11 protein-coding genes and 1 pseudogene are annotated in these 20394 nt (G+C 67.1%); 6 read left to right on the forward strand and 6 right to left on the reverse strand.

What is annotated here, in order from left to right:
• The coding region (locus ABZW16_RS36650) for an amino acid adenylation domain-containing protein (RefSeq protein ID WP_354960722.1) at nt 1–11617 on the forward strand (11617 nt) is incomplete at its 5' end.
• Nucleotides 11618–11889: 272 nt separating this feature from the next.
• On the forward strand, nt 11890–12459 hold the full coding sequence (locus ABZW16_RS36655) for a Uma2 family endonuclease (RefSeq protein WP_354960734.1): 570 nt from the start codon (nt 11890–11892) through the stop codon (nt 12457–12459).
• 87 nt (nt 12460–12546) lie between these two features.
• Here ABZW16_RS36655 and ABZW16_RS36660 read toward each other — a convergent pair whose 3' ends face one another.
• Complete coding sequence (locus ABZW16_RS36660) at nt 12547–13107, reverse strand: peroxiredoxin-like family protein (RefSeq protein WP_354960723.1); 561 nt, start codon at nt 13105–13107, stop codon at nt 12547–12549.
• 71 nt (nt 13108–13178) lie between these two features.
• Between ABZW16_RS36660 and ABZW16_RS36665 the strand changes: the two genes are divergently transcribed.
• A complete protein-coding gene (locus ABZW16_RS36665; protein ID WP_354960724.1) occupies nt 13179–13790 on the forward strand; it encodes a TetR/AcrR family transcriptional regulator C-terminal domain-containing protein in 612 nt (203 codons plus the stop codon).
• A gap of 284 nt (nt 13791–14074) precedes the next feature.
• Here ABZW16_RS36665 and ABZW16_RS36670 read toward each other — a convergent pair whose 3' ends face one another.
• Entirely contained in the window at nt 14075–15202 is a 1128-nt protein-coding gene (locus tag ABZW16_RS36670) for a GDSL-type esterase/lipase family protein (RefSeq protein WP_354960725.1), read from the reverse strand.
• A gap of 112 nt (nt 15203–15314) precedes the next feature.
• Between ABZW16_RS36670 and ABZW16_RS36675 the strand changes: the two genes are divergently transcribed.
• The 3 genes from ABZW16_RS36675 (at nt 15315) to ABZW16_RS36685 (ending at nt 16422) form a co-directional block, all read left to right on the forward strand.
• Nucleotides 15315–15791 carry a MarR family transcriptional regulator gene (locus ABZW16_RS36675; RefSeq protein ID WP_354960727.1) on the forward strand — a complete coding sequence of 159 codons (477 nt, stop codon included), beginning with the start codon at nt 15315–15317 and terminating at the stop codon, nt 15789–15791.
• Nucleotides 15792–15868: 77 nt separating this feature from the next.
• Nucleotides 15869–16108, forward strand: coding sequence for a hypothetical protein (locus ABZW16_RS36680; protein ID WP_354960729.1), 240 nt, complete (start codon nt 15869–15871; stop codon nt 16106–16108).
• 161 nt (nt 16109–16269) lie between these two features.
• Nucleotides 16270–16422: a hypothetical protein gene (locus ABZW16_RS36685; protein WP_354960730.1), complete on the forward strand. Its 153-nt coding sequence runs from the start codon at nt 16270–16272 to the stop codon at nt 16420–16422.
• Between the two features lie 6 nt (nt 16423–16428).
• Here the strand turns inward: ABZW16_RS36685 and ABZW16_RS36690 are convergent, their stop codons facing one another.
• From ABZW16_RS36690 to ABZW16_RS36705, 4 genes and pseudogenes are all read right to left on the reverse strand, one after another.
• Nucleotides 16429–18585, reverse strand: coding sequence for a 5-oxoprolinase/urea amidolyase family protein (locus ABZW16_RS36690; RefSeq protein ID WP_354960731.1), 2157 nt, complete (start codon nt 18583–18585; stop codon nt 16429–16431).
• Between the two features lie 128 nt (nt 18586–18713).
• On the reverse strand, nt 18714–19334 hold the full coding sequence (locus ABZW16_RS36695; RefSeq protein ID WP_354960732.1) for an urea amidolyase associated protein UAAP2: 621 nt from the start codon (nt 19332–19334) through the stop codon (nt 18714–18716).
• Nucleotides 19331–20080, reverse strand: coding sequence for a DUF1989 domain-containing protein (locus tag ABZW16_RS36700; protein ID WP_354960733.1), 750 nt, complete (start codon nt 20078–20080; stop codon nt 19331–19333). Before ABZW16_RS36700 ends, ABZW16_RS36695 begins: the two co-directional genes overlap by 4 nt.
• Before the next feature lie 233 nt (nt 20081–20313).
• Nucleotides 20314–20394: pseudogene (locus ABZW16_RS36705) on the reverse strand (peptide chain release factor-like protein); the annotation flags it as partial.

The raw sequence follows: 20394 nt of genomic DNA on the forward strand, positions 1-20394 counted from the left end.
GGAAACGCTCGTCGCCCTTGGCCTGCGGCGTTCGGTCGATCTGGTGGTCGCGGCGTACGCGGTGCACGAGGCCGGTGGTGGGTATGTGCCGCTGGATCTCGATCAGCCTGCGGAGCGGATCGGCTATGTGCTCGATTCGGCCGCGCCGGTATGCGTGCTGACCACCTCGCGCGACGATTTCGACGGCACCGGTCTGCCCGCACTCGTCATCGATGAACTGGATCTGTCCGGATACTCCGACGAGCCGGTCACCGACGCCGAGCGGATCGAACCGCTGCGCCCGAGCAACCCGGCGTACGTGATCTTCACCTCGGGTTCGACCGGTCGCCCGAAGGGTGTTGCGGTCCCGCATGCGGCCGTTGTCAACCAGATCCGTTGGATCACCGGCGAATACGGCATCGGTGCCGATGATGTGGTGCTGTTCAAGACCCCGGCGACGTTCGACGTGTCGGTGTGGGAGTTGTTCGGCCCGTTGAGCACCGGTGGCCGGATTGTGGTGGCGAGCCCGGATGGGCATCGTGACCCGCAGTACCTGGCCGATGTGATCGCGGCCGAGCGGGTCACCATGACCTCGTTCGTGCCTTCGATGCTGACCGTGTTCGCGGGCAGTGTGGATGCTGCCGGTGGTGCGGCGCTGGAATCGCTGCGTGCCTTGCTCATTGCCGGTGAGGCGTTCACCGCCGATGCGGCGCAGGCCATTCGCAAGGTGAGTTCGGCCGAGCTGTACAACCTGTACGGCCCAACCGAATTCACCGTCCACGCGACCCATGGCCCCGTTGCCGAAAAGGTCGATGGCGCGGTGCCGATCGGCCTGCCGGTGTGGAATTCGCAGGCCTACGTCCTGGATTCGCGTCTGCACCCGGTGCCGCCGGGTGTCGCGGGTGAGCTCTATCTCGCGGGTGCGCAGTTGGCGCGCGGCTACTTCGGTCGCGCCGATCTGACCGCGGATCGCTTCGTTGCCAACCCGTTCGGCGCACCCGGCGCACGCATGTACCGCACCGGTGACCTGGTCACCAGGGCCGCCGATGGCGCCATCGACTACCTGGGCCGCACCGACTTCCAGGTCAAGCTGCGCGGTCTGCGCATCGAGCTCGGTGAGATCGAAACCGCCCTCACCGCGCACGATGCGGTCGCACAGGCCGTGGCGCTGGTGCGCTCGGATGCCCGTACCGGCGATCAGCTGGTCGGCTATGTGGTGCCGGTGAACGGCGGCGAGGTGGATGTCGACGAGCTGCGCAGGCACCTGACCGGGCAGCTGCCGTCGTACATGGTGCCCGCGGCACTGCTGGTACTCGACGCCATGCCGCTGAACCCGAACGGCAAGCTGGACCGCCGCGCACTGCCCGAACCCGCCTTCGAGGCACGGGAATTCCGCGCGCCGTCGACCCCGATCGAGGAGATCGTGGCCGATACCTTCGCCGAGGTGCTCGGTCTTTCGAGCGCCGAGGGCGGGCGCGCGGTCGGTCTCGACGACGACTTCTTCGATCTCGGCGGCAACTCGCTGATCGCCACCCAGGTGGTCGCCCGCCTCGGCGCCGCACTCGATACCCGCATTCCGGTGCGGCTGCTGTTCGAGGCGCCGAATGTGGCCGCGCTGGCCGCGCGGATGGAGGCGCAGCAGGGGACCGGTGGTCGCCGGGAGCTGGTGGCCGGACCGCGGCCGGAACAGATTCCGCTGTCGCTGGCCCAGCAGCGGATGTGGTTCCTCAACCGCTTCGACAACCAGACCGCCGTCAACAACATCCCGCTGGCGGTCCGGCTCACCGGTGCACTCGATACCGATGCGCTGCGGCTGGCCGTCGCGGATGTGATGGACCGGCACGAGGTGCTGCGCACCGTCTACCCGGAGACCGCCGACGGCCATGGTGTGCAGGTCGTGCTGCCCGCCGGTCAGGTCCACCTCGACCTGACCCCGATCGTGGTGTCGGAGACCGATATTCGCGATCGCATCAGCGAGCTGGTACTCACCGGCTTCGATGTCACCGCCGAGGTTCCGGTGCGGGCCGAGCTGTTCCGGCTCGAGGCCCCGATGGACGGGTCGCTGCCGGATACCCACGTGCTGGTCTTCGTGGTGCACCACATCTCCGGTGACGGCTGGTCGGTGCGTCCGCTGGCCCGCGATGTGATGGTCGCCTACGCGGCCCGCAACCGTGGCGAATCGCCGGCCTGGGCGCCGCTGCCGGTGCAGTACGCCGACTTCGCGCTGTGGCAGCGCGAAACCCTCGGCTCCGAGGACGATCCGGCCTCGCTGATCGCCAAGCAGGTCGCGTACTGGTCCGAAAGCCTGGCCGGACTGCCCGATCAGCTGGACCTGCCGTCGGATCGTTCGCGTCCGGCCATCGCGTCCAACCGTGGTGACGTCTACGAATTCGGCATCGACGCACAGCTGCTGGCCGAACTCAACGCACTGGCCCGCGCACAGGGCGCGAGCCTGTTCATGGTGGTGCACGCGGCCTTCGCGGCACTGCTGGCGCGACTGTCCGGTACCGATGACATCGCTATCGGTACCGCCGTCGCCGGTCGCGGTGAGGCCGTGCTCGACGATGCGATCGGCATGTTCGTCAATACGCTGGTGCTGCGTACTGCAGTCGATGCGGGTGCGTCGTTCGCCGAGCTGGTCGCCCGGGCCCGGGAAACCGATCTGGCCGCCTTCGGCCACGCGGACCTGCCGTTCGAGCGGCTGGTCGACATCCTCAACCCGGCCCGTTCGCAGGCGCGGCATCCGCTGTTCCAGGTGATGCTGTCGTTCCAGAACACCGGCGAGGCGGCCTTCGAGCTGCCCGGCCTCGAAGTGGCCGGCGTTCCGCTCGATGTGGTGACCGCGAAATTCGATCTGCATCTGAACCTCGCGGACCGCATCGATGCGGCCGGCAATGCCGACGGCATGACCGCCGAATTCGCCTATGCGACTGATATGTTCGACGCCCGCACCATTGCCGGTGTCGCGCAACGGCTGGTCCGCCTGCTGCGCGCGGTGGTCGCGGACCCGGCCGCCGCGGTCGGTGACGTCGATCTGCTCGATGCCGCCGAACGCACGAAGGTGCTCGACACCTGGAACGACACCGCGCATGTCGTCGACGCCGAGCTCACCCTGGTCTCGATGTTCCAGGACCAGGCCGCCCGGAGTCCGAAGGCGACTGCGCTCACGTTCGAGGGGACGAGTCTGTCCTACGGCGAGTTCAGCGCACGGGTGAATCAACTCGCGAGGCACCTGATCTCGCTGGGTGTCGGTCCGGATTCGATGGTCGCGCTCGGTATGCGCCGGTCCTTCGAGCTGGTGATCGGCATGTACGCGGTGAGCGTCGCCGGTGGTGCGTATGTGCCGATCGATCCGGATCATCCGGCCGAGCGCACCCGGTATGTGCTCGACACCGCGGACCCGGTGTGCGTGCTGACCACCGCGGCCGACGAATTCGACGCGGGCAGCACTGCGGCGCTGGATATCGCGGCGCTGGATCTGTCGGAGTACTCCGACGAGCCGGTGACCGATGCGGAACGTCTGGTGCCGCTGCGGCCTTCGAATACCGCGTACGTGATCTTCACCTCCGGTTCGACCGGTCGCCCGAAGGGTGTCGCGGTCAGCCACGCCGCCATCGTCAACCGCCTGGTCTGGATGCAGTCCGAATACGGGCTGGATCGCGGCGATGTGGTGCTGCAGAAGACGCCGGCCACCTTCGATGTGTCGGTCTGGGAATTCTGGTGGCCGCTGCAGGTCGGGGCGCGCCTGGTCATCGCACGGCCCGACGGGCATCGCGATCCGGCGTACCTGGTGCAGACCATTGCCGAGGAGCAGGTCACCACGGTGCACTTCGTGCCGTCCATGCTCTCGGTCTTCGTGGCCGATGACCGGGCGGGCGAATGCTTCGACCTGCGCAATGTCTTCGCCTCCGGTGAGGCGCTGCCCGCGGTGACCGCACAGCGGCTGCGCGAGCTGACCGGTGTCTGGCTGCACAACCTGTACGGTCCGACCGAGGCCGCGGTCGATGTCACCTATCACGAGGTGACCGACGCCGACACCGTCTCGGTGCCGATCGGCGCTCCGGTCTTCAATACCGAGGTGTACGTGCTGGATTCACGGCTGCACCCGGTTCCGATCGGGGTGCCGGGTGAGCTGTACCTCGCGGGTGATCAGCTGGCGCGCGGCTATGTGGCGCGTGCGGATCTGACCGCGGATCGCTTCGTGGCCAACCCGTTCGGCTCCGGCGAGCGCATGTACCGCACCGGTGACCTGGTCACCTGGACTGCGAATGGCGAGCTGGAGTACCTGGGCCGCACCGACTTCCAGGTGAAGTTGCGCGGTCTGCGCATCGAACTCGGTGAGATCGAATCCGCGCTGACCGCGCTGGATGCGATCGCCCAGGCCGCCGTGGTGGTCCGCTCCGACGATCGCCTCGGTGATCAGCTGGTCGGCTATGTGATCGCGGCGGCCGACCGTAGCGTCGATATCGACGCGGTGCGCGCCGAACTCGCGGCCGATCTGCCCGCCTACATGGTGCCGACGGCCTTCGTGGTGCTGGACGCGTTCCCGCTCAATGCCTCCGGCAAGCTCGATCGAAAGGCATTGCCCGCTCCCGTCTTCGAGGCGAAGGTGTTCCGCGCACCGTCGACCCCGATCGAGGAGATCGTGGCGAGCATCTACTGCGACGTGCTCGGCATCGCCCGGGTCGGCCTGGATGACGACTTCTTCGAACTCGGCGGCAACTCGCTGCTGGCCACCCAGGTGACCGCGCGCATCGGCGCGGCACTGGATACCCAGCTCGCGGTGCGCGACCTGTTCGAGGCGTCGACGGTCGCCGCGCTGGCGGCCAAGGCCGAACACAATGCCGGATCCGGCCGCACCAGGCCGCGCCTGGTGGCCGGGGAGCGCCCGGCCCGTATTCCGCTCTCGCCCGCGCAGCAGCGGTACTGGTTCCTCAACCAGTTCGATACGGCCACCTCGGCGGTGGACAATATTCCGCTCGCCGTGCGGCTGTCCGGTGCGCTCGATGTGGCGGCACTCGAACAGGCGCTCGGTGACGTCTTCGCGCGGCACGAGGTGCTGCGGACCACCTACCCGAGTTCGGCCAGCGGTCCGCACCAGGTGATCCAGCCCGCCGATCAGTCCGTCCCACGGCTGACCGTCACCGATATCGACGAGTCGGATCTGCTGCGCACGGTCATCGAATTCGCGCTCACCACCTTCGATGTCACCGTGCAGGTGCCGCTGAAGGTCACGCTGTTCCGGATCGCCGAACACGATCACGTGCTGGCGTTCACGGTGCACCACGTCTCGGCCGACGGTTCGTCGATGGGCCCGCTGGCCCGCGATGTCATGGCGGCGTATGTGGCACGGGCGCAGGGGGAGATCCCGCAGTGGCTGCCGTTGCCGGTGCAGTACGCCGACTACGCGCTGTGGCAGCGTTCGGTGCTCGGCTCCGAGGACGATCCGGAATCGCTTGCCGCACAGCAGGTCGCCTACTGGCAGTCCACGCTCGCGGGTCTGCCCGATCAGCTGGAGCTGCCCGCGGACCGGCCGCGTCCGCCCGCGCAGAGCTTCCACGGCAAGGCGATTCGCTTCGAGATCGCGCCGGATAAGCACGCTCGCCTGCACGAATTGGCGCGGGCCAATAACGCCTCGCTGTTCATGGTCGTGCACGCGGCGCTCGCGGTGCTGCTGGCCCGGCTGTCGGGCACCGACGATATCGCCGTCGGTACGCCGATCGCGGGTCGCGGCGAGCGCGAACTCGACGATCTGATCGGCATGTTCGTCAACACCCTGGTGTTCCGTACCCGGGTGCGGTCCGGCGATACCTTCGCCGATCTGCTCGCCGATGTGCGCGAACGGGATCTGGAGGCGTTCGCGAACGCCGATGTGCCGTTCGAGCGGCTGGTCGAGGTGCTCAACCCGGAGCGTTCGACGGCGCGCAATCCGCTGTTCCAGATCGGTCTTTCGTTCCAGAACCTGGCCGAGACCACCTTCACACTGCCCGGCCTGTCGGTGAGCGCGGTGAACTTCGATTCACAGCTGGCCAAGACCGATCTGCACGTCACGCTCTACGACCGCTACGCCGATGACGGCACCCCGGCCGAGATCGTCACCGAATTCGGCTATGCCATCGACCTGTTCGACGAGGCCACGGTGCAGGGCTTTGCGGACCGGTTCCTGCGGGTACTGGACGCGATCGTCGCCGATGCGGCGCAGCCGGTCGGCGAGATCGATCTGCTCGCACCGCAGGAGAGCACGCGGATCCTCACGCAGTGGAATGACACCGCGCATGCGGTCGATACCACCGCGACGCTGGTATCGCTGCTCGATGCGACCGTGGCCGCGACGCCGGACGCGATCGCGCTGGTCGCGGATGTGCCCACCGGCGGCAAGCTGAAGCTCGCCCACCCGTCGCCCGACCACCACCCCTCAACGAGTCGCTACGCGACGCTGACGTATGCCGAACTCGATTCGCAGGTGAACCGCCTGGCGCGGTACCTGATCGAGCGTGGTGTCGGATCGGAGGATCGGGTCGCGCTGGCGATCCGCCGGTCGGTTGATCTGGTCGTCGCGATGTACGCGGTGGCCAAGGCCGGTGCGGCGTATGTGCCCGTCGATCCGGATCAGCCCGCCGACCGCGTCGAGTACATCCTCGGCACCGCCGCTCCGGTGTGCGTGCTGACCACCGGTCGCGAGGGCTTCACCTCCGCGACGGTGGATTCGGTGGCCATCGATGAACTCGACCTGTCGCCGTACTCGGATGCGCCGGTATCCGGAGACGAACGACTCGGCACGCTGACCGCGGCGAATACCGCGTACGTGATCTTCACCTCGGGTTCGACCGGCCAGCCGAAGGGTGTGGCACTGCCGCACAGTGCGATCGCCAACCAGTTGCAGTGGAAGACCAGCGAATTCGGCCTCGGCGCCGAAGACGCGGTGCTGCTCAAGACGGCCGCGACCTTCGACCTTTCGGTATGGGAGTTCTGGTCGGCCGCGGTGTCCGGGGGCCGACTGGTCATCGCGACCGCCGACGGACATCGCGATCCGGGGTACCTCAATACCCTGATGCGCGATGCCGGTGTCACCACATTGCATGTGGTGCCGTCGATGTTGGACGCCCTGCTGACCGAATCGGACGGCAAGCTGCCCGAGTCCTTGTGCCGGGTGCTGGCGATCGGTGAGGCACTGCCCGCCGCGACCGCACAGCGGTTCCGCAAGGCCAATGCCGCCAAGCTGTTCAACCTCTACGGTCCGACCGAGGCCGCGGTGTCGATCACCAACCACGAGGTGACCGATGCGGATGCCGTCTCGGTGTCGATCGGTGCGCCGGAGTGGAACAGCCGTGTCTACGTGCTGGATTCGCGCTTGCGGCCGGTGCCGGTCGGGGTGTCCGGTGAGTTGTACCTGGCCGGTGCGCAATTGGCGCGCGGCTACTTCGGACGGGCGGATCTGACCGCGGAGCGGTTCGTGGCCGACCCGTTCGAGTCCGGCGTGCGCATGTACCGCACGGGTGACCTGGTGGCGTGGAATGCCGACGGTGAGCTGGAATACCGTGGCCGCACCGACTTCCAGGTGAAGATCCGCGGTTTCCGCATCGAACTCGGCGAGATCGAGGCGGCACTGCTGCGGCAGACCTCGATCACCTCGGCCGCCGTGCTCGCGCACACCGATCCGGCGCTCGGCGACCGCCTCGTCGCCTATGTCGTCCCGACCAGCGGTGAACTCGATAAGCGCGCACTGCAGTCGGCGCTGGCCGCGGAGCTGCCGTCCTACATGGTGCCGAGTGCCTTCCTGGCGCTGGAAGCGTTGCCGCTCAACGCCAATGGCAAGCTCGATCGAAATGCGCTGCCGCAGCCCACCTTCGAACATGCCGCATTCCGCGCCCCGGTCTCGCCGGTGGAGCAGATCGTGGCCGGTGTGTTCGCCGATGTGCTCGGTATCGAGCGGATCGGCGCCGATGACGACTTCTTCGCCCTCGGCGGTAACAGCATTCTGTCGATCCAGTTGGTATCGCGGGCGAAGGCGCTGGGCGTGGTGTTCTCCGTGCGCGATGTCTTCGATCAGCGCAGTGTCGCCGGACTCGCGGCGATCGCCACCTCGACCGCGGAGCTGCGTCCGACAATGGCGGAGCTGCCCGGTGGCGGGGTCGGCGAGATCCCGCTGCCGCCGAGTATCGCGGCCGTGCTGGCCGGTGGCGCGTCCTACCAGCGCCTCGCCCATGAGGCGACGGTGGCCCTGCCACGCGAATTCGATCGCGACGGACTGCGCGCGGCGATCGGCACGATCGTCGACCGGCACGACGCCCTGCGCACCCAACTGCGCCAGGTGGGCGATGGCTGGACATTCGCAGCACTAGAGCGCGGCGCCATCGATATCGATGCACTGGTGCACGAGGTTTCGGTCGATGCCACCCGGACCGAGGACTACGGCTACGACGAGCTCATGCGGCTCGCCGATAGCGAACGCGGCGCCGCGGCGGATCGTCTCGATCCGGCCAACGGTGTGATGGTGCAGTTCGTGCGCATCACCGCGGACAAGCTCGACGGCGGCAATTTCGTGCTGGTCGTGGTGCACGCCTTCGCGGCCGACCCGAGGTCCCTCGGCGTGCTGACCGCGGATCTGCGCGATCTGGTCGCGGCCGAGCCGGTCGCACTGCCGGAGGTCGGCACCTCGCTGCGGCGCTGGGCATACGGCCTGACCGAGGATGCGAGTGCCCGTGCCGTCGAACTGCCGTTCTGGCACGAGGTTTCGGCCACGCCGGATCCGCTGCTGGGCGCGCGCGCCTTCGATCCCGCACAGGACACCGTCGCCTCGGTGCGGCGGGTTCGGGTCGAGGTGCCGACGGCGGTCTCCGAGATCCTGCTCACCACCGTTCCGGCGCGGTTCCACGGCGGTGTGCCGGACGGGCTGCTTTCGGCATTGGCCATGGCGCTGGTGCGCTGGCGCGGCGAACAGCACGGATCGGATGTGCTGATCCGGCTCGATGGCGATGGGCGCGCGGCGGTCCGCGATGCCGAATTGTCCCGCACGGTCGGTGCTTTCACCACCACCTATCCGGCCCGGCTCACACTGGGCGATATCGATCTGGCCGATGCGTTCACCGGCGGGGCCGCCGCGGGCGCCATCGTCAAGTCGGTGAAGGAGCAACTGCTCGCGGTGCCGGATCAGGGTGCCGGCCACGGTCTGCTGCATCTGCCGCAGGTGGGTCAGGTGAGCTTCCGGTATCAGGACGCGGCGATCAGGACCGAGCGTGCCGCCGATATGCCCGCCAACGGTGCGGTCGATATCACCGTCACCACCGACGATGCGGACACTGGTCCGCGCCTGCTCGCCACCTTCGAATTCCCGGTGGGCCTGCTCGGCCCGGAGCGGGTGCAGGAGCTGGCGGATCTGTGGATCACCGCGCTGACGGTGCTGGCCGAGCACGCGCAACGCCCGGATGCCGGTGGGCACACACCGTCGGATCTGCCGCTGGTGCGGGTCGGCCAGTCCGATATCGACCTGTGGGAGCGGACCTACCCCGGGCTCACCGATGTGTGGCCCGTCTCGCCGCTGCAGTCCGGTCTGCTCTTCCACGCGCTGATGACCACGGCCACCGTGGACGTCTACACCATGCAGGCCGTGGTGCGGCTGGCCGGAACGGTGGATATCGAACGGCTGCACGCGGCCGCGCAGGCGATCCTGGATCGGTACCCGAACCTGCGCACCGCCTTCGTCACCGACGCCATGGGTCGGGCCATGCAGGTCGTACTCGATCGGCTCGAAGTGCCCTGGCGCGTGGTGGATCTCACCGAGCTGCCGGAGGCCGAGCGGGCCGAGGAACTGCAGCGGCGGATCGAGGCCGATCACGCGGATCGCTTCGATATGTCCGCGCCGCCGCTGGTGCGCTACACGTTGTTCCGCACCGCCGCCGAGGAGTGGTCGCTGGCCATCACCACCCACCACGTACTGGTCGACGGCTGGTCGATGCCGCTGCTCATGCGGGATCTGCTGGTGCTCTACGCGACGCGTGGCGAGCAGTCGGCGCTGCCGCAGGTCTCCTCCTACCGCGACTTCCTAGACTGGCTCGCCACCCGCGACCAGGACGCGTCGCTGCGGATCTGGGCCGAGGCCTTCGACGGTGCGACCGAACCGACCGAACTGGCGACGCCCGCGCGGACGGCCGAGACCTACGAGACCGGCAAGCTGGTCACCGAGATCGACGCCGACCGCACCCACCAGCTCACCAAGCACTGCGCCGATCTCGGCATCACGGTGAACACGCTGGTACAGGCGGCCTGGGGCATTCTGCTCGGCAGGCTCACCGGTCGCGCCGATGTGGTATTCGGTGCAACGGTTTCCGGTCGGCCCGCCGAGTTGCCCGGTGTGGAATCGATGGTCGGTCTGTTCATCAATACGCTCCCGATCCGGGTGCGCATCGACGACCGCGCGACCATCGACGATCAGCTCAAGCGATTGCAGCGCGACCAGACCGAACTGCTCGACCATCATTACGTCGGACTCGCCGATATCCAGCGCGCCGCCGGAATCGGATCGCAGTTCGACACGCTGCTGGTATTCGAGTCGTATCCGATCGATCGCGAGGCGATCGCGGCCGCGAGTTCGATCGACGGCATGTCGGTGACCGATGTCGGCGTCGACAGCACGACGCACTACCCGCTGACCCTGCAGGTCACCGCGGAGTCCAAGCTCGAGTTCACCCTCGAGTACCTGCTCAGCCGGTTCACCGCCGATGAGGTGGAAACCCTGTCCACCAGGCTGATCCGGGTCCTCGACGCGCTGCTCGGCGATCCGACGGGACTCGTCGGCGATATCGATATCCTCGACGCCGGTGAGCGCGCTCGCCTGCTCGCCGAATCCGGTATCGCGGCAACGGCTCCCGCGCCGGAGCCGGTCGGCCGGCTCGGCGCGCGCACGGTGTCGAAGGTGCTCGGCGAGGTCGTCGAGGCGGATCCGGAGGCCCCCGCACTGCTCGTCGACGGCGACGAAATCGCCTACCACGTGCTGGATCGCCGTTCCTCGCAGCTGGCGCGGGTGCTCATCGAGCGCGGTGCCGGACCCGGCGATGTGATCGCGGTCGCGCTGCCGCGTTCGGTGGAAGCGGTGGTCGCGGTCTGGGCCATCCAGAAGGCCGGTGCCGCCTGCCTGTTCGCCGGTGATCTGAGTGCCGACGACATGGTCGCTGCCGGAGCCGGTTTCGGGATCACCCTGGAACCGGTCGACGCCCCGATCAACTGGCTGGTGCCGAGCGATCCGACGGTGCAGGCCGAGTTGGCCTCCGCGCCATCGCATCCGGTGTCCTACGCGGACCGCGTGCGCCCGCTGGCCGAGGAACACCCGGCCTTCGTGGTGCTCGCGGCGGACGGATCGGTCCAGGCACTCAGCCAGACCGAGGCGCTGGCGCAGTCGGATCGCGTGCGCTCGGAATACGAGATCGACTACGAGTCGACAACGTTCACCACCGCCGCCTCCGGCCGGACCGCCCTGCTGGAGTTCCTGTCCTCGGCAACCGCCGGTGCCCTGTCGGTGCTGCCCAGCGCCGACGAGATCGCCGACGACCTCGCCGACGGCGAGGTCAGCCACTGGTTCGTCACCCTCGACGAACCAACCGACGCCGCGGACGAGAACGTGCGCATCGTGATCGTCGAATAGCCGAAAGCGCATTACCGACCCAAAAGCCCCGCACCTCAACAGAGGTGCGGGGCTCCGTGCTTGCTACTGCCAGCCCTACCATCGAGCCGAGTCATATGGTGGCTTTGCAATCGGATGTGCCCACCATTTGACTCGGCTCGACGCCAGGACTCGACCGAGCATCCGGCCATTGCTGACACGCCGCTGAGGTGTGGGGCTCCGGCTAGACTTGGGCGGAGTCAGCGGACATCGTCCGCTCCCGTTCGGCGAGGTTGGAGGTGGTTCCAATGGCAATGCCCGTTCCCAGGTCCGATCGTTGGACTGCCGAGGACCTCGATCACATGCCCGAAGACGGATTACGGTACGAGGTGCTGAATGGCCAGCTCGTCGTGAACGCTGCTCCCAAACCACGACATCAATGGCTGATTCAATGGCTGGTGCGCGCACTCGTTGATGTTGTGCCACCTGGGTATGTCGTGCTGGAAGGCGTCGGGGTGCTGATCGGCGATGACGAGCCGATTCCCGATGTCATGGTGGCTACCGGCCCGATCGACTGGGACGCCCGGGGTGTTCCGGCCGAACAGGTGAAACTGGTCGTCGAAGTGGTATCTAAATCAACGACCCTGCAGGACCGCATGGTCAAGCCCGTTCTCTACGCCGCCGCCGGTATCCCGAACTACTGGCACGTCGAGATCAACCCGTTCAAAGGCCAACTCCGCGAGGAAATGTTGCCGGTCCTGTTCGCGCATGCCCTTGGTGCGGACGACACCTACGAACGGACGCACCGGGTGGCGGCTGGAGACACCGTCACCCTGCGCAGTCCTTTTGAATTCACGGTGGATCCGGCGTCACTGATGCCCTGAGTCGGACACCATCGCCGCAACGCTGGCCTGTTTCGTTGGTGGCAGGGGCAGGGCCGCATGCTGTGACGAGCTTCGGGCACTCGATGGTCAATGCCGGGCCTCGGTGCTGGGTGCGAGCGCGAGTAGTTCGTCGACCGACCATTGGTCGTCGGCGTGTTGGCCGAGTTTGCTGGCCAGGACTCGGCCGTAGGGGGCGATGAGGAAATCGCCGGGCAGGCCCAGGCGCCCGCCCTCGGGTTTGGCTGGGGGAGCGGGCTTTTCCTTGCGCAGGACTGCTCTGGTCGCGGTGACGACGCCGCGGATGATGGTGGGCCAGGCGCGCGGGTCGAGTAGGGCGCGGGGTGTGGATTCGATGCCGAACTCGCGGTAGAGGATTCGGGTCGGGTCGGCGATCAGGTCGAACGGGAGGTCGCCCTCGTATCTGCGCAATTCGGCTGCGCTGGAATGGAAGACGACGACCTCGCGGATATTCGCGGCGAGGATCTCATCGTGCCGGACGGCGAACGAGCGCAGGTGCAGGTTGCAGATCGGGCATCCCGCGAAGCGGCGGAACTGCAGGTGTATCAGGCAGTCCTGATCCGGGATCTGAATTGTGCTGTCGGCGATGGTGACGAGTGCCCGATCGGCCACCGTGGTCGGCAAGGACATGGAAACTCCCTTCGTAGGTGTACGACGTACGCCTACGACAAGTATGCGCGTACCTTGTACGCTGTCAACCCGTGCCCCGTCCTCGCTCGCTGACCAGCCCCGCCATCGCGGCCGCCGCCATCGCGGTGCTGGATCGCGACGGCCGGTCCGGCCTCACCATGCGCGCGGTCGCGAAGGAACTCCGCATCGCCACCATGGGGCTCTACCGCTATGTCGCCGACCGCGACGAACTGGAGGTGCTGGTCGTTGACCACCTCCTCGCCACCATCGACCTCACCCCACCGGCCGATCCGAATTGGCGCGACCGCATCACGGCCCTACTGGACCGCATGCGAACCGCGGCCTCCGCCCACCCCGCGGCGGTCCCACTCGTAGTGCGCCACCGCCAGACTTCCCCCGCCAGCCTGCGCTGGATCGAGGCGATGCTCACGATCCTCACCGACGCGGGCTTCACCGGCCCAGCCCGAGTCCTGGCCCAACGCACCCTCATGGCCTTCCTTGTCGGCCACCTCCAGAACGAGCACTACGGCCCCCTCTCCGGCCCGGGCACCACCACCATGACCCAACTCTCCCCAACCGCCTACCCCCTCCTCACCGAAACCGCCACCGACGCTCAGAACATCGACTCCGCAACAGAATTCCGCCTCGGCCTCGAGATTGTCCTCCGCGGGCTCAGTTCTTAGCCCGCTTTGGACGGTGCCCCTCGAGCCCTCCGTGTGCCGTCTCACCCCAGCTCGCCCCCAAGGGGCGTCCTGGACGAGCGATCACCATGCACTCTCGCAGGCAAACGCCGAGAACACCCCTGCGCCAGTGCATTCTCGGGGACTATCGGATGGGTGGGGGCGGGTCGTGATCTGGAGGGCGTTTGGCGCGGAGTTCAATGGCCTTGCTGTGTAGGTGATTTTCTGGCGACGGGCGGAAAGCTCGTACCGGCACGGGATTTCGTGCCGGTACCAGGGGCGGTGATTCAGTGGGTGAGACCAGGAAGTGTCATGGTTTCGCCCATGATCAACGCGCCTGCGTCGTTGAGATGGAGGCCGTCGCCGGAATCCAGGTCGGGGTGGATGTAGTCGGGGTTCTGGGGGTCTTCTACGGCGGCTGCTACGTCGAAGACGGCGTCGAAAATGTTTGTGGTGCGCAGCCATTCGTTGACGGTGTGGCGGACGGGGCGTCCCTCGTCGACATTGAGGTCGGGGTAGATCACGCCGGCGAAGGGGCCGATGGTGTTCGCGTAGACCTTCAGTCCGGCGGCACGCGCGCGTTCGGCGAGGGCGGTGAACCCTGCGATCAGGTCGTTCGCGGGGGAGGTGTGGTTGTCAAGGATGAGGTCGTTGACGCCGAAGTGCAGCACCACGTGCGTGACTCCGGGGACGGCGAGGACGTCGCGATCGAAGCGGGCGAGGCCGTGCTCGCCGACCTGGTCGGTCAGCAGGCGGTTTCCGCCGATCCCCTGATTGACCACCCAGCCGGAGATGAGATGTTCGTTGAGGATGTCGACCGAGCGGCGGTTCGCACCCGAGGTCGAGCCGACGCCTTCGAACCAGGAGTCGCCGAATGCGACGACGATCGGATCGGTGCTCGCGGTCAGCACATCTACGCCGGTCACGTAGAAGCGTGAGGTGGTCTGTTCGGCGTCGGGCAGCGTGAGTGCGGAGGTCTGGTCGCCGGTCGTCACGTAGCTGGGTTCCATCGGCAGCTGTGAGAAGGGGGCCAGCTCGGTCGCCTCGGGCAGGTACAGGCTCAGCGCGAGATCGGTGCCCGCCGCGACGGTGAAATCGATCGGGTCGCTGATGATGTCGGCACCAGCGGGAATGATCGTGCCCGCCTGGCCGTCGAAGCGCAGTTCGGTATCGGTCTCGGCCACGATCTCCTCGCCCGACTTGCGCACCGCGATGCGCGCCGCACCGATTGTCACCGGCGCCGAACCGTAGCGGTTGGTCAGTCGCACCCGCAGCTGCTCACCGCCGCCGACCAGGTGCAGCACCTGACGCACCGTGTGATCGGCGAAATCGCGCGGTTCCGCGAAACGGATCCGCTCGGCGGGGTTGACCAGGGTGGAACGGAATCCCGCGACCCAACGCAGCGTGCCAGTCATCTGAATCTCCATTTTGTTGCCGTGAGGAATATTGCGCTGACAACAACTTAGTCAGAGGTATTCCTCATGTCAACTATCCCCATCGCAACTATTCTCGGCTACGCTCGGAGTCGTGGACACGACAGACCTCTTCGATGACCCCCGACTCACCACCATGGGCCTGCTCTACGAGGCCTACGACGGACTGGCCGGCAAATTGGAACCGACCTGGAAGAAGCACGGTCTGTCCGGCCTCGATGTCAATGCGCTGATGCGATTGAGCCGCTCGCCGGGGCGGCGGCTGCGGATGACCGATCTCGCCGCCCAGACGAATCTGTCGACCAGCGGTGTCACCCGGCTCGTCGACCGGCTGCAACGCAATGGATTCGTGTGCCGCGAACTGGATTCCGCGGACCGCCGCAGCTCCTATGCCGTACTCACCGCGGCCGGCGCGACCCAATTGGCGCGCCTACTGCCCGACTATCTCGAGGTCATCGAGCGCTGGTTCACCGGCCTGCTGAGCCCGGACCAACTCGATGCCTTCGTCGCCGGACTGCGCATCATTCGCGACCAGGTGAGTCCGCAGGCGACCACACGTGGATCCGACTAGATCACTGAAATGCCTTCCCCGGCAAAGGATTCGGCTTTCGGTGAACTGACGGGCCGGACGCCCGCTTGCGCTGCGCAATGGTCCGTGCGGGCGACAACCGCATGCCCTCGACGAACCGTACCGGCTTCGCCAATTCCGAGCAGGGCTACGCCATCCAGCCCTTCCGCATCGAGGACGAGGCACGCAACGGCGCCAATTTCATTGTGGCGAGCCGCTTCGAGTCGCACGCCGTGCGCGACGGCAACCTGATCGCCGGGCAGCAGCAGTATTCCGGTGCCGCGGCGGCCGGGCTCGTCATCGAAGCGCTCGGCGTCTGATCACGCGCCCCTCAGCCGCTCCAGGCCGTCGAGGATCAGCTCGAGGCCGAAATCGAAATCGGCCACGCCGTTATGGAATATGGGCCTGTTCCGGCATATCGCAGCCGGAACAGGCCCACAATCAATGGCAGCAGGACCGCGGCAACGCAGGGGTGAGCGCCATGAGCGAGCCGAGAAGGATTACTCCGGAACAGCGAGAGGACTTCTGGCGGCGCTGTGGCTGGTCACCGGAGCTGCCGGAGGCCGAGCGCCGCCGTATCGAGGAAGTCTGGGATGACGAGTCCATCGATATGGCCGAGCTTTTCGGCTGGTAGCGCGGGTCAGGCCGGGAGTTCGCCCGCCTGCCGCCAGGAGTCGCGTTCGGCGGCGAACGCGTCGGCTTGCCGTGCGCGGAACTCATCGATGGATTCGGCATTGTCGGACAGGAACTTCCGGTATTCGGCGAGGGCGAACTCCCCGTCCTCGGCCCGCACCTCGACCTTGCCCGCCGCGAAATCGGCGCGCAGGTCCAGCAGTTCGTCGGCTTCGACGGGGTACCAGCGGATCCGGTCGAAATAGCGGAGCAGCCAAGGGGATTCGTCTCTGTCGGCGTGGTGGTTCCATACCTGGGTGGTGCGTCCGACGAACTGGTAGCCGCCCGGACCCTCCATACCGTAGATGCACAGGTAGGCCCCGCCGATGCCGACGGCGTTCTCGGGAGTCCAGGTGCGGGCCGGATTGTATTTGGTGGTGACCAGACGGTGGCGCGGATCGGTCGGCGTCGCGACCGGCGCGCCGAGGTAGACGTCGCCGAGGCCGAGCACCAGATATTCGGCGCCGAAAACGGTGTCGTACACCTCCCGCACCGAGGCCGATCCGTTCATCCGCCGGATGAATTCGATATTCCACGGGCACCATGGGGCATCGGCGCGTACGCCGTGCATGTAGCGGGTGATGGCCTCGCGCGTCGACGGATCGTCCCAGGACAGCGGCAGGTGAACGGTGCGACTCGGCACCACGAGTCGATCGGCGGCGGGGATGTGCGCTTCGGCCTCGGCCAGCAGGTCCAGCAGTGCGGGTACCGGCAGGATCGCCGGATCCACTCGGATCTGCAGGGATCGCACGCCGGGCGTCAGTTCGGCTACCCCGCGTAGGCCGAGCGCGAGCAGGTGTTGGTGCAGGGCGTGCACCCGGGCGCGCAGGCCGAGATCCAGTGTCATGGTGCCGTATTCGACGAGCACACCGTCGTTGCCCTGGCGGCGGTAGGTCACGCCGATCTCGTCGTCGACATCGGCGCGGCGCAATACACCGTCATCGCCGTCGCCACCGGGGGACAGTACGGCGGGCCAGGCCGCGCGCCGCGCCGGACCGAGTTCCCGTATCGAGGCGGCGTGCTCGGCGCGGATCGGGACGAAGCGCACGGTATCGCCGGGGCACAGTTGGCCGAGCTTCCACCGGTCGGCGGCGACGACGGTCACCGGGCAGACGAAACCGCCGAGGCTGGGGCCGTCCGGGCCGAGCAGAATCGGGGTATCGCCGGTGAAGTCCAGTGCCCCAACCGAATACGGGGTGTCATGGATATTCGACGGATGTAGGCCCGCCTCGCCGCCGTCGGTCCTGGCCCACTCCGGCTTCGGGCCGATCAGCCGCACACCGGTGCGATCGGAGTTGAAGTGCACTTCGTAGTCGGTGCCGACAATGGTGTCGAAGTCCTTGCGTGTGAAGAACTCCGGTGCGCCGTGCGGCCCCTCGGTAACCGCCAGTTCCCAGCGTCGCGACAGCACCGGCTGCTCCTCCATCGGCACCGCCTTCGCGATCCGGCCGACGTGCGGGCCGAGCTCCAGCGTGTCACCCGCCCGCACGGCATCGCCCTTGCTGCCGCCGAATTTGCCGAGCGTGAAAGTGGCCGTGCTGCCGAGATATTCGGGAAGCTCGAGGCCGCCCGCGAGCAACACGTAGCAGCGCATGCCGGGACCGCGCACCGCGCCGATATCGAGCACCCCGCCCGCAGGAACCAGCACGGTCCGCCACTGCCGCACGGGGGTCCCGTTCACGGTGACATCGGTCGGCGCGCCGGTAACGCACACCCAGGTCGGTGCGGAGAATTTCAGCGCGGGGCCACCGAGGGTGCACTCCAGCCCGGCCGCGCCCTCAGCATTGCCGAGCACCCGATTGCCGAGTCGAAACGACAGGTCGTCCATAGGCCCCGACGGGGGCACTCCGATATGCCAGTAGCCGATCCGTCCCGGCCAATCCTGCACGGTGGTCAGCATTCCGGGCCGCAGCACTTCAATTCGCGATACGGCATCGCCGGTTACTTCGAGGCCGCGGCCCTTCGTGTGACCCAATCTGGTCGCAGCAGCCGTTATCGGGGTTGTCCGACCGGCCATCGCGACGGTTGAGATCCCGCCGACCGGATCGGCACCGTTCGCCCCTCGGCCCTGTTCATGTGCGGCGGATTCTGAAGCGGCAGGCGTGATTTCCGACGCCTCCGCCATGTCGACACCGATGTTCGCCCTGAACTGTCCGCGGGTGTCCGTCCCGCTGATCGAATGAAAGCGCTTGTCGGTCGGCAGCCCCGACCCAATCGGATTTGTCGCACCGTTCGCCGACAAGTTGGTCACCGTCATCGGGTCACCACCATGCGCACGGGCGTGGGATCGAAGCCGTTGCAGGGGTTGTTGATCTGTGGGCAGTTCGACACCAGCACCAGGGTGTCGATCTCCGCGCGGAGGGTGACCTTCTTTCCGGGAGCGGACAAGCCGTCCACGATGCCGAGGGTGCCGTCGGCCTCCACCGGAACGTTCATGAACCAGTTGATATTCGAGACCAGATCCCGTTTGCCGAGGCCCCATTTCAGCGCCTCGGCGAGGAAGTTCTCCACGCAGGCGTGCTGATGGCGGGTGTGGTGGCCGTAGCGCAGCGTATTCGACTCCTGGGAGCAGGCGCCCGCGATGGTGTCGTGATTGCCGACCTCGTCGGCGACGACGGTCATCAGTGCGGTGCCCACATCGGTGCGTAGCACACTGCCGGTGCCTAGGAAGATATTGCGCTGCGCGGCGATGGTGGTCTGTGCGCTGTAGCGGTCGGTGTGGTCGGCGGCTGAGTACAGCAGACAGTCGACGGCCTGATTGCCGTGCAGGTCGATGATTTCGAGCTGATCACCCGCGCGGACCACGGTCGACCACGGCGCGCGTGCTGGTACGGTCTCGTCGAGCACGATGGTGCGGGTCGGTGCCGAGGTCATGCCCTTACCTCCAGAGTCGTGGCCGTCCAGGCCTGTTCGGTGTTCTCGACCGCCCGCAGATACTCCGGGTCGGAATTATGTTGTTCGGCAAGCTCTTCCGGCGCGGACCAGGCGACGATGTCGAGATCGGTCGCGGGCCGGTCATCGAGCGGATGCGCGGTGTTCGCGATGAGCAGGACCGCCGGCAGGTGGATGAGCAGGTCGACCGATGCGCCGGGCGCGGCACTGCCGGTTGCGGTCAGCGCGCCATCGGATTCGACGCGTACACCGCGGAAGAAGGACACGGTCGGCGCGATATCCCGCGGCTCGAGGCCCTGTTTGGCTCCCGCCAGCCGAAGCAGTCCGCGCGCCGGCGGTGTCGGTCCGCACAGCGTGTCGTGGTGGCCGGAGGTATCGGCGACGATGGTGGCCAGCACTCGGCCCTGATCCGAGAGCAGCGGATGTCCAGTGCCGAGATACGCCTGCCACGGAACCTTCACGGTGTCGGCGACATTGAGCCGCTCCCACGGCGCTTCCGCGCGCAGCAGCAGTAGGTGCGCGCACGCGGCACCGGCGACATCGCCCAGCCGAATCCTGGTCCCGCGACCGAGCACGATATTCGCGTACCCACCGGCCGGAATCCGCTGTGCGAAGGTGATCTTCGCCGCCGCGACGTCCTCGGGCAGTTCCGGCCCCGCGATCTCCGCGACGGCCGCTTGCGCCCGGGCATGTGCCCGCGCTCCAGTGGTCGAGGCTGTGCTGGTCATCGTTGATCCCTTTCAGTGCGGTACATCGGGCGACCGACCGTCGCTCGGTGGAGCGGCTGTGCTCGCACGCAGTAGTGGGCGGATGGGGCTGGAGTAGGTCGGTTGTCGGTGGCTGAGGGTTTATTCCGTGGTCGCCGGGGGTCTGGCGTGTCCCGCGGGTGCCTCGAGCGGTTGGGAGTAGTGCGGGAGGTGTGTCACTCGGTTGGGGATGGTGCGGGGGGTGTGTCACTCGGTTGTCCACCTGCACCTGATGCTCTAAATGTATCTACTGTAATATCATCAGGATTAATTTCTATTTCTATCTCATCATTATC

This window comes from Nocardia sp. NPDC004604 (genome assembly GCF_040609795.1).
Classification (GTDB): domain Bacteria; phylum Actinomycetota; class Actinomycetes; order Mycobacteriales; family Mycobacteriaceae; genus Nocardia.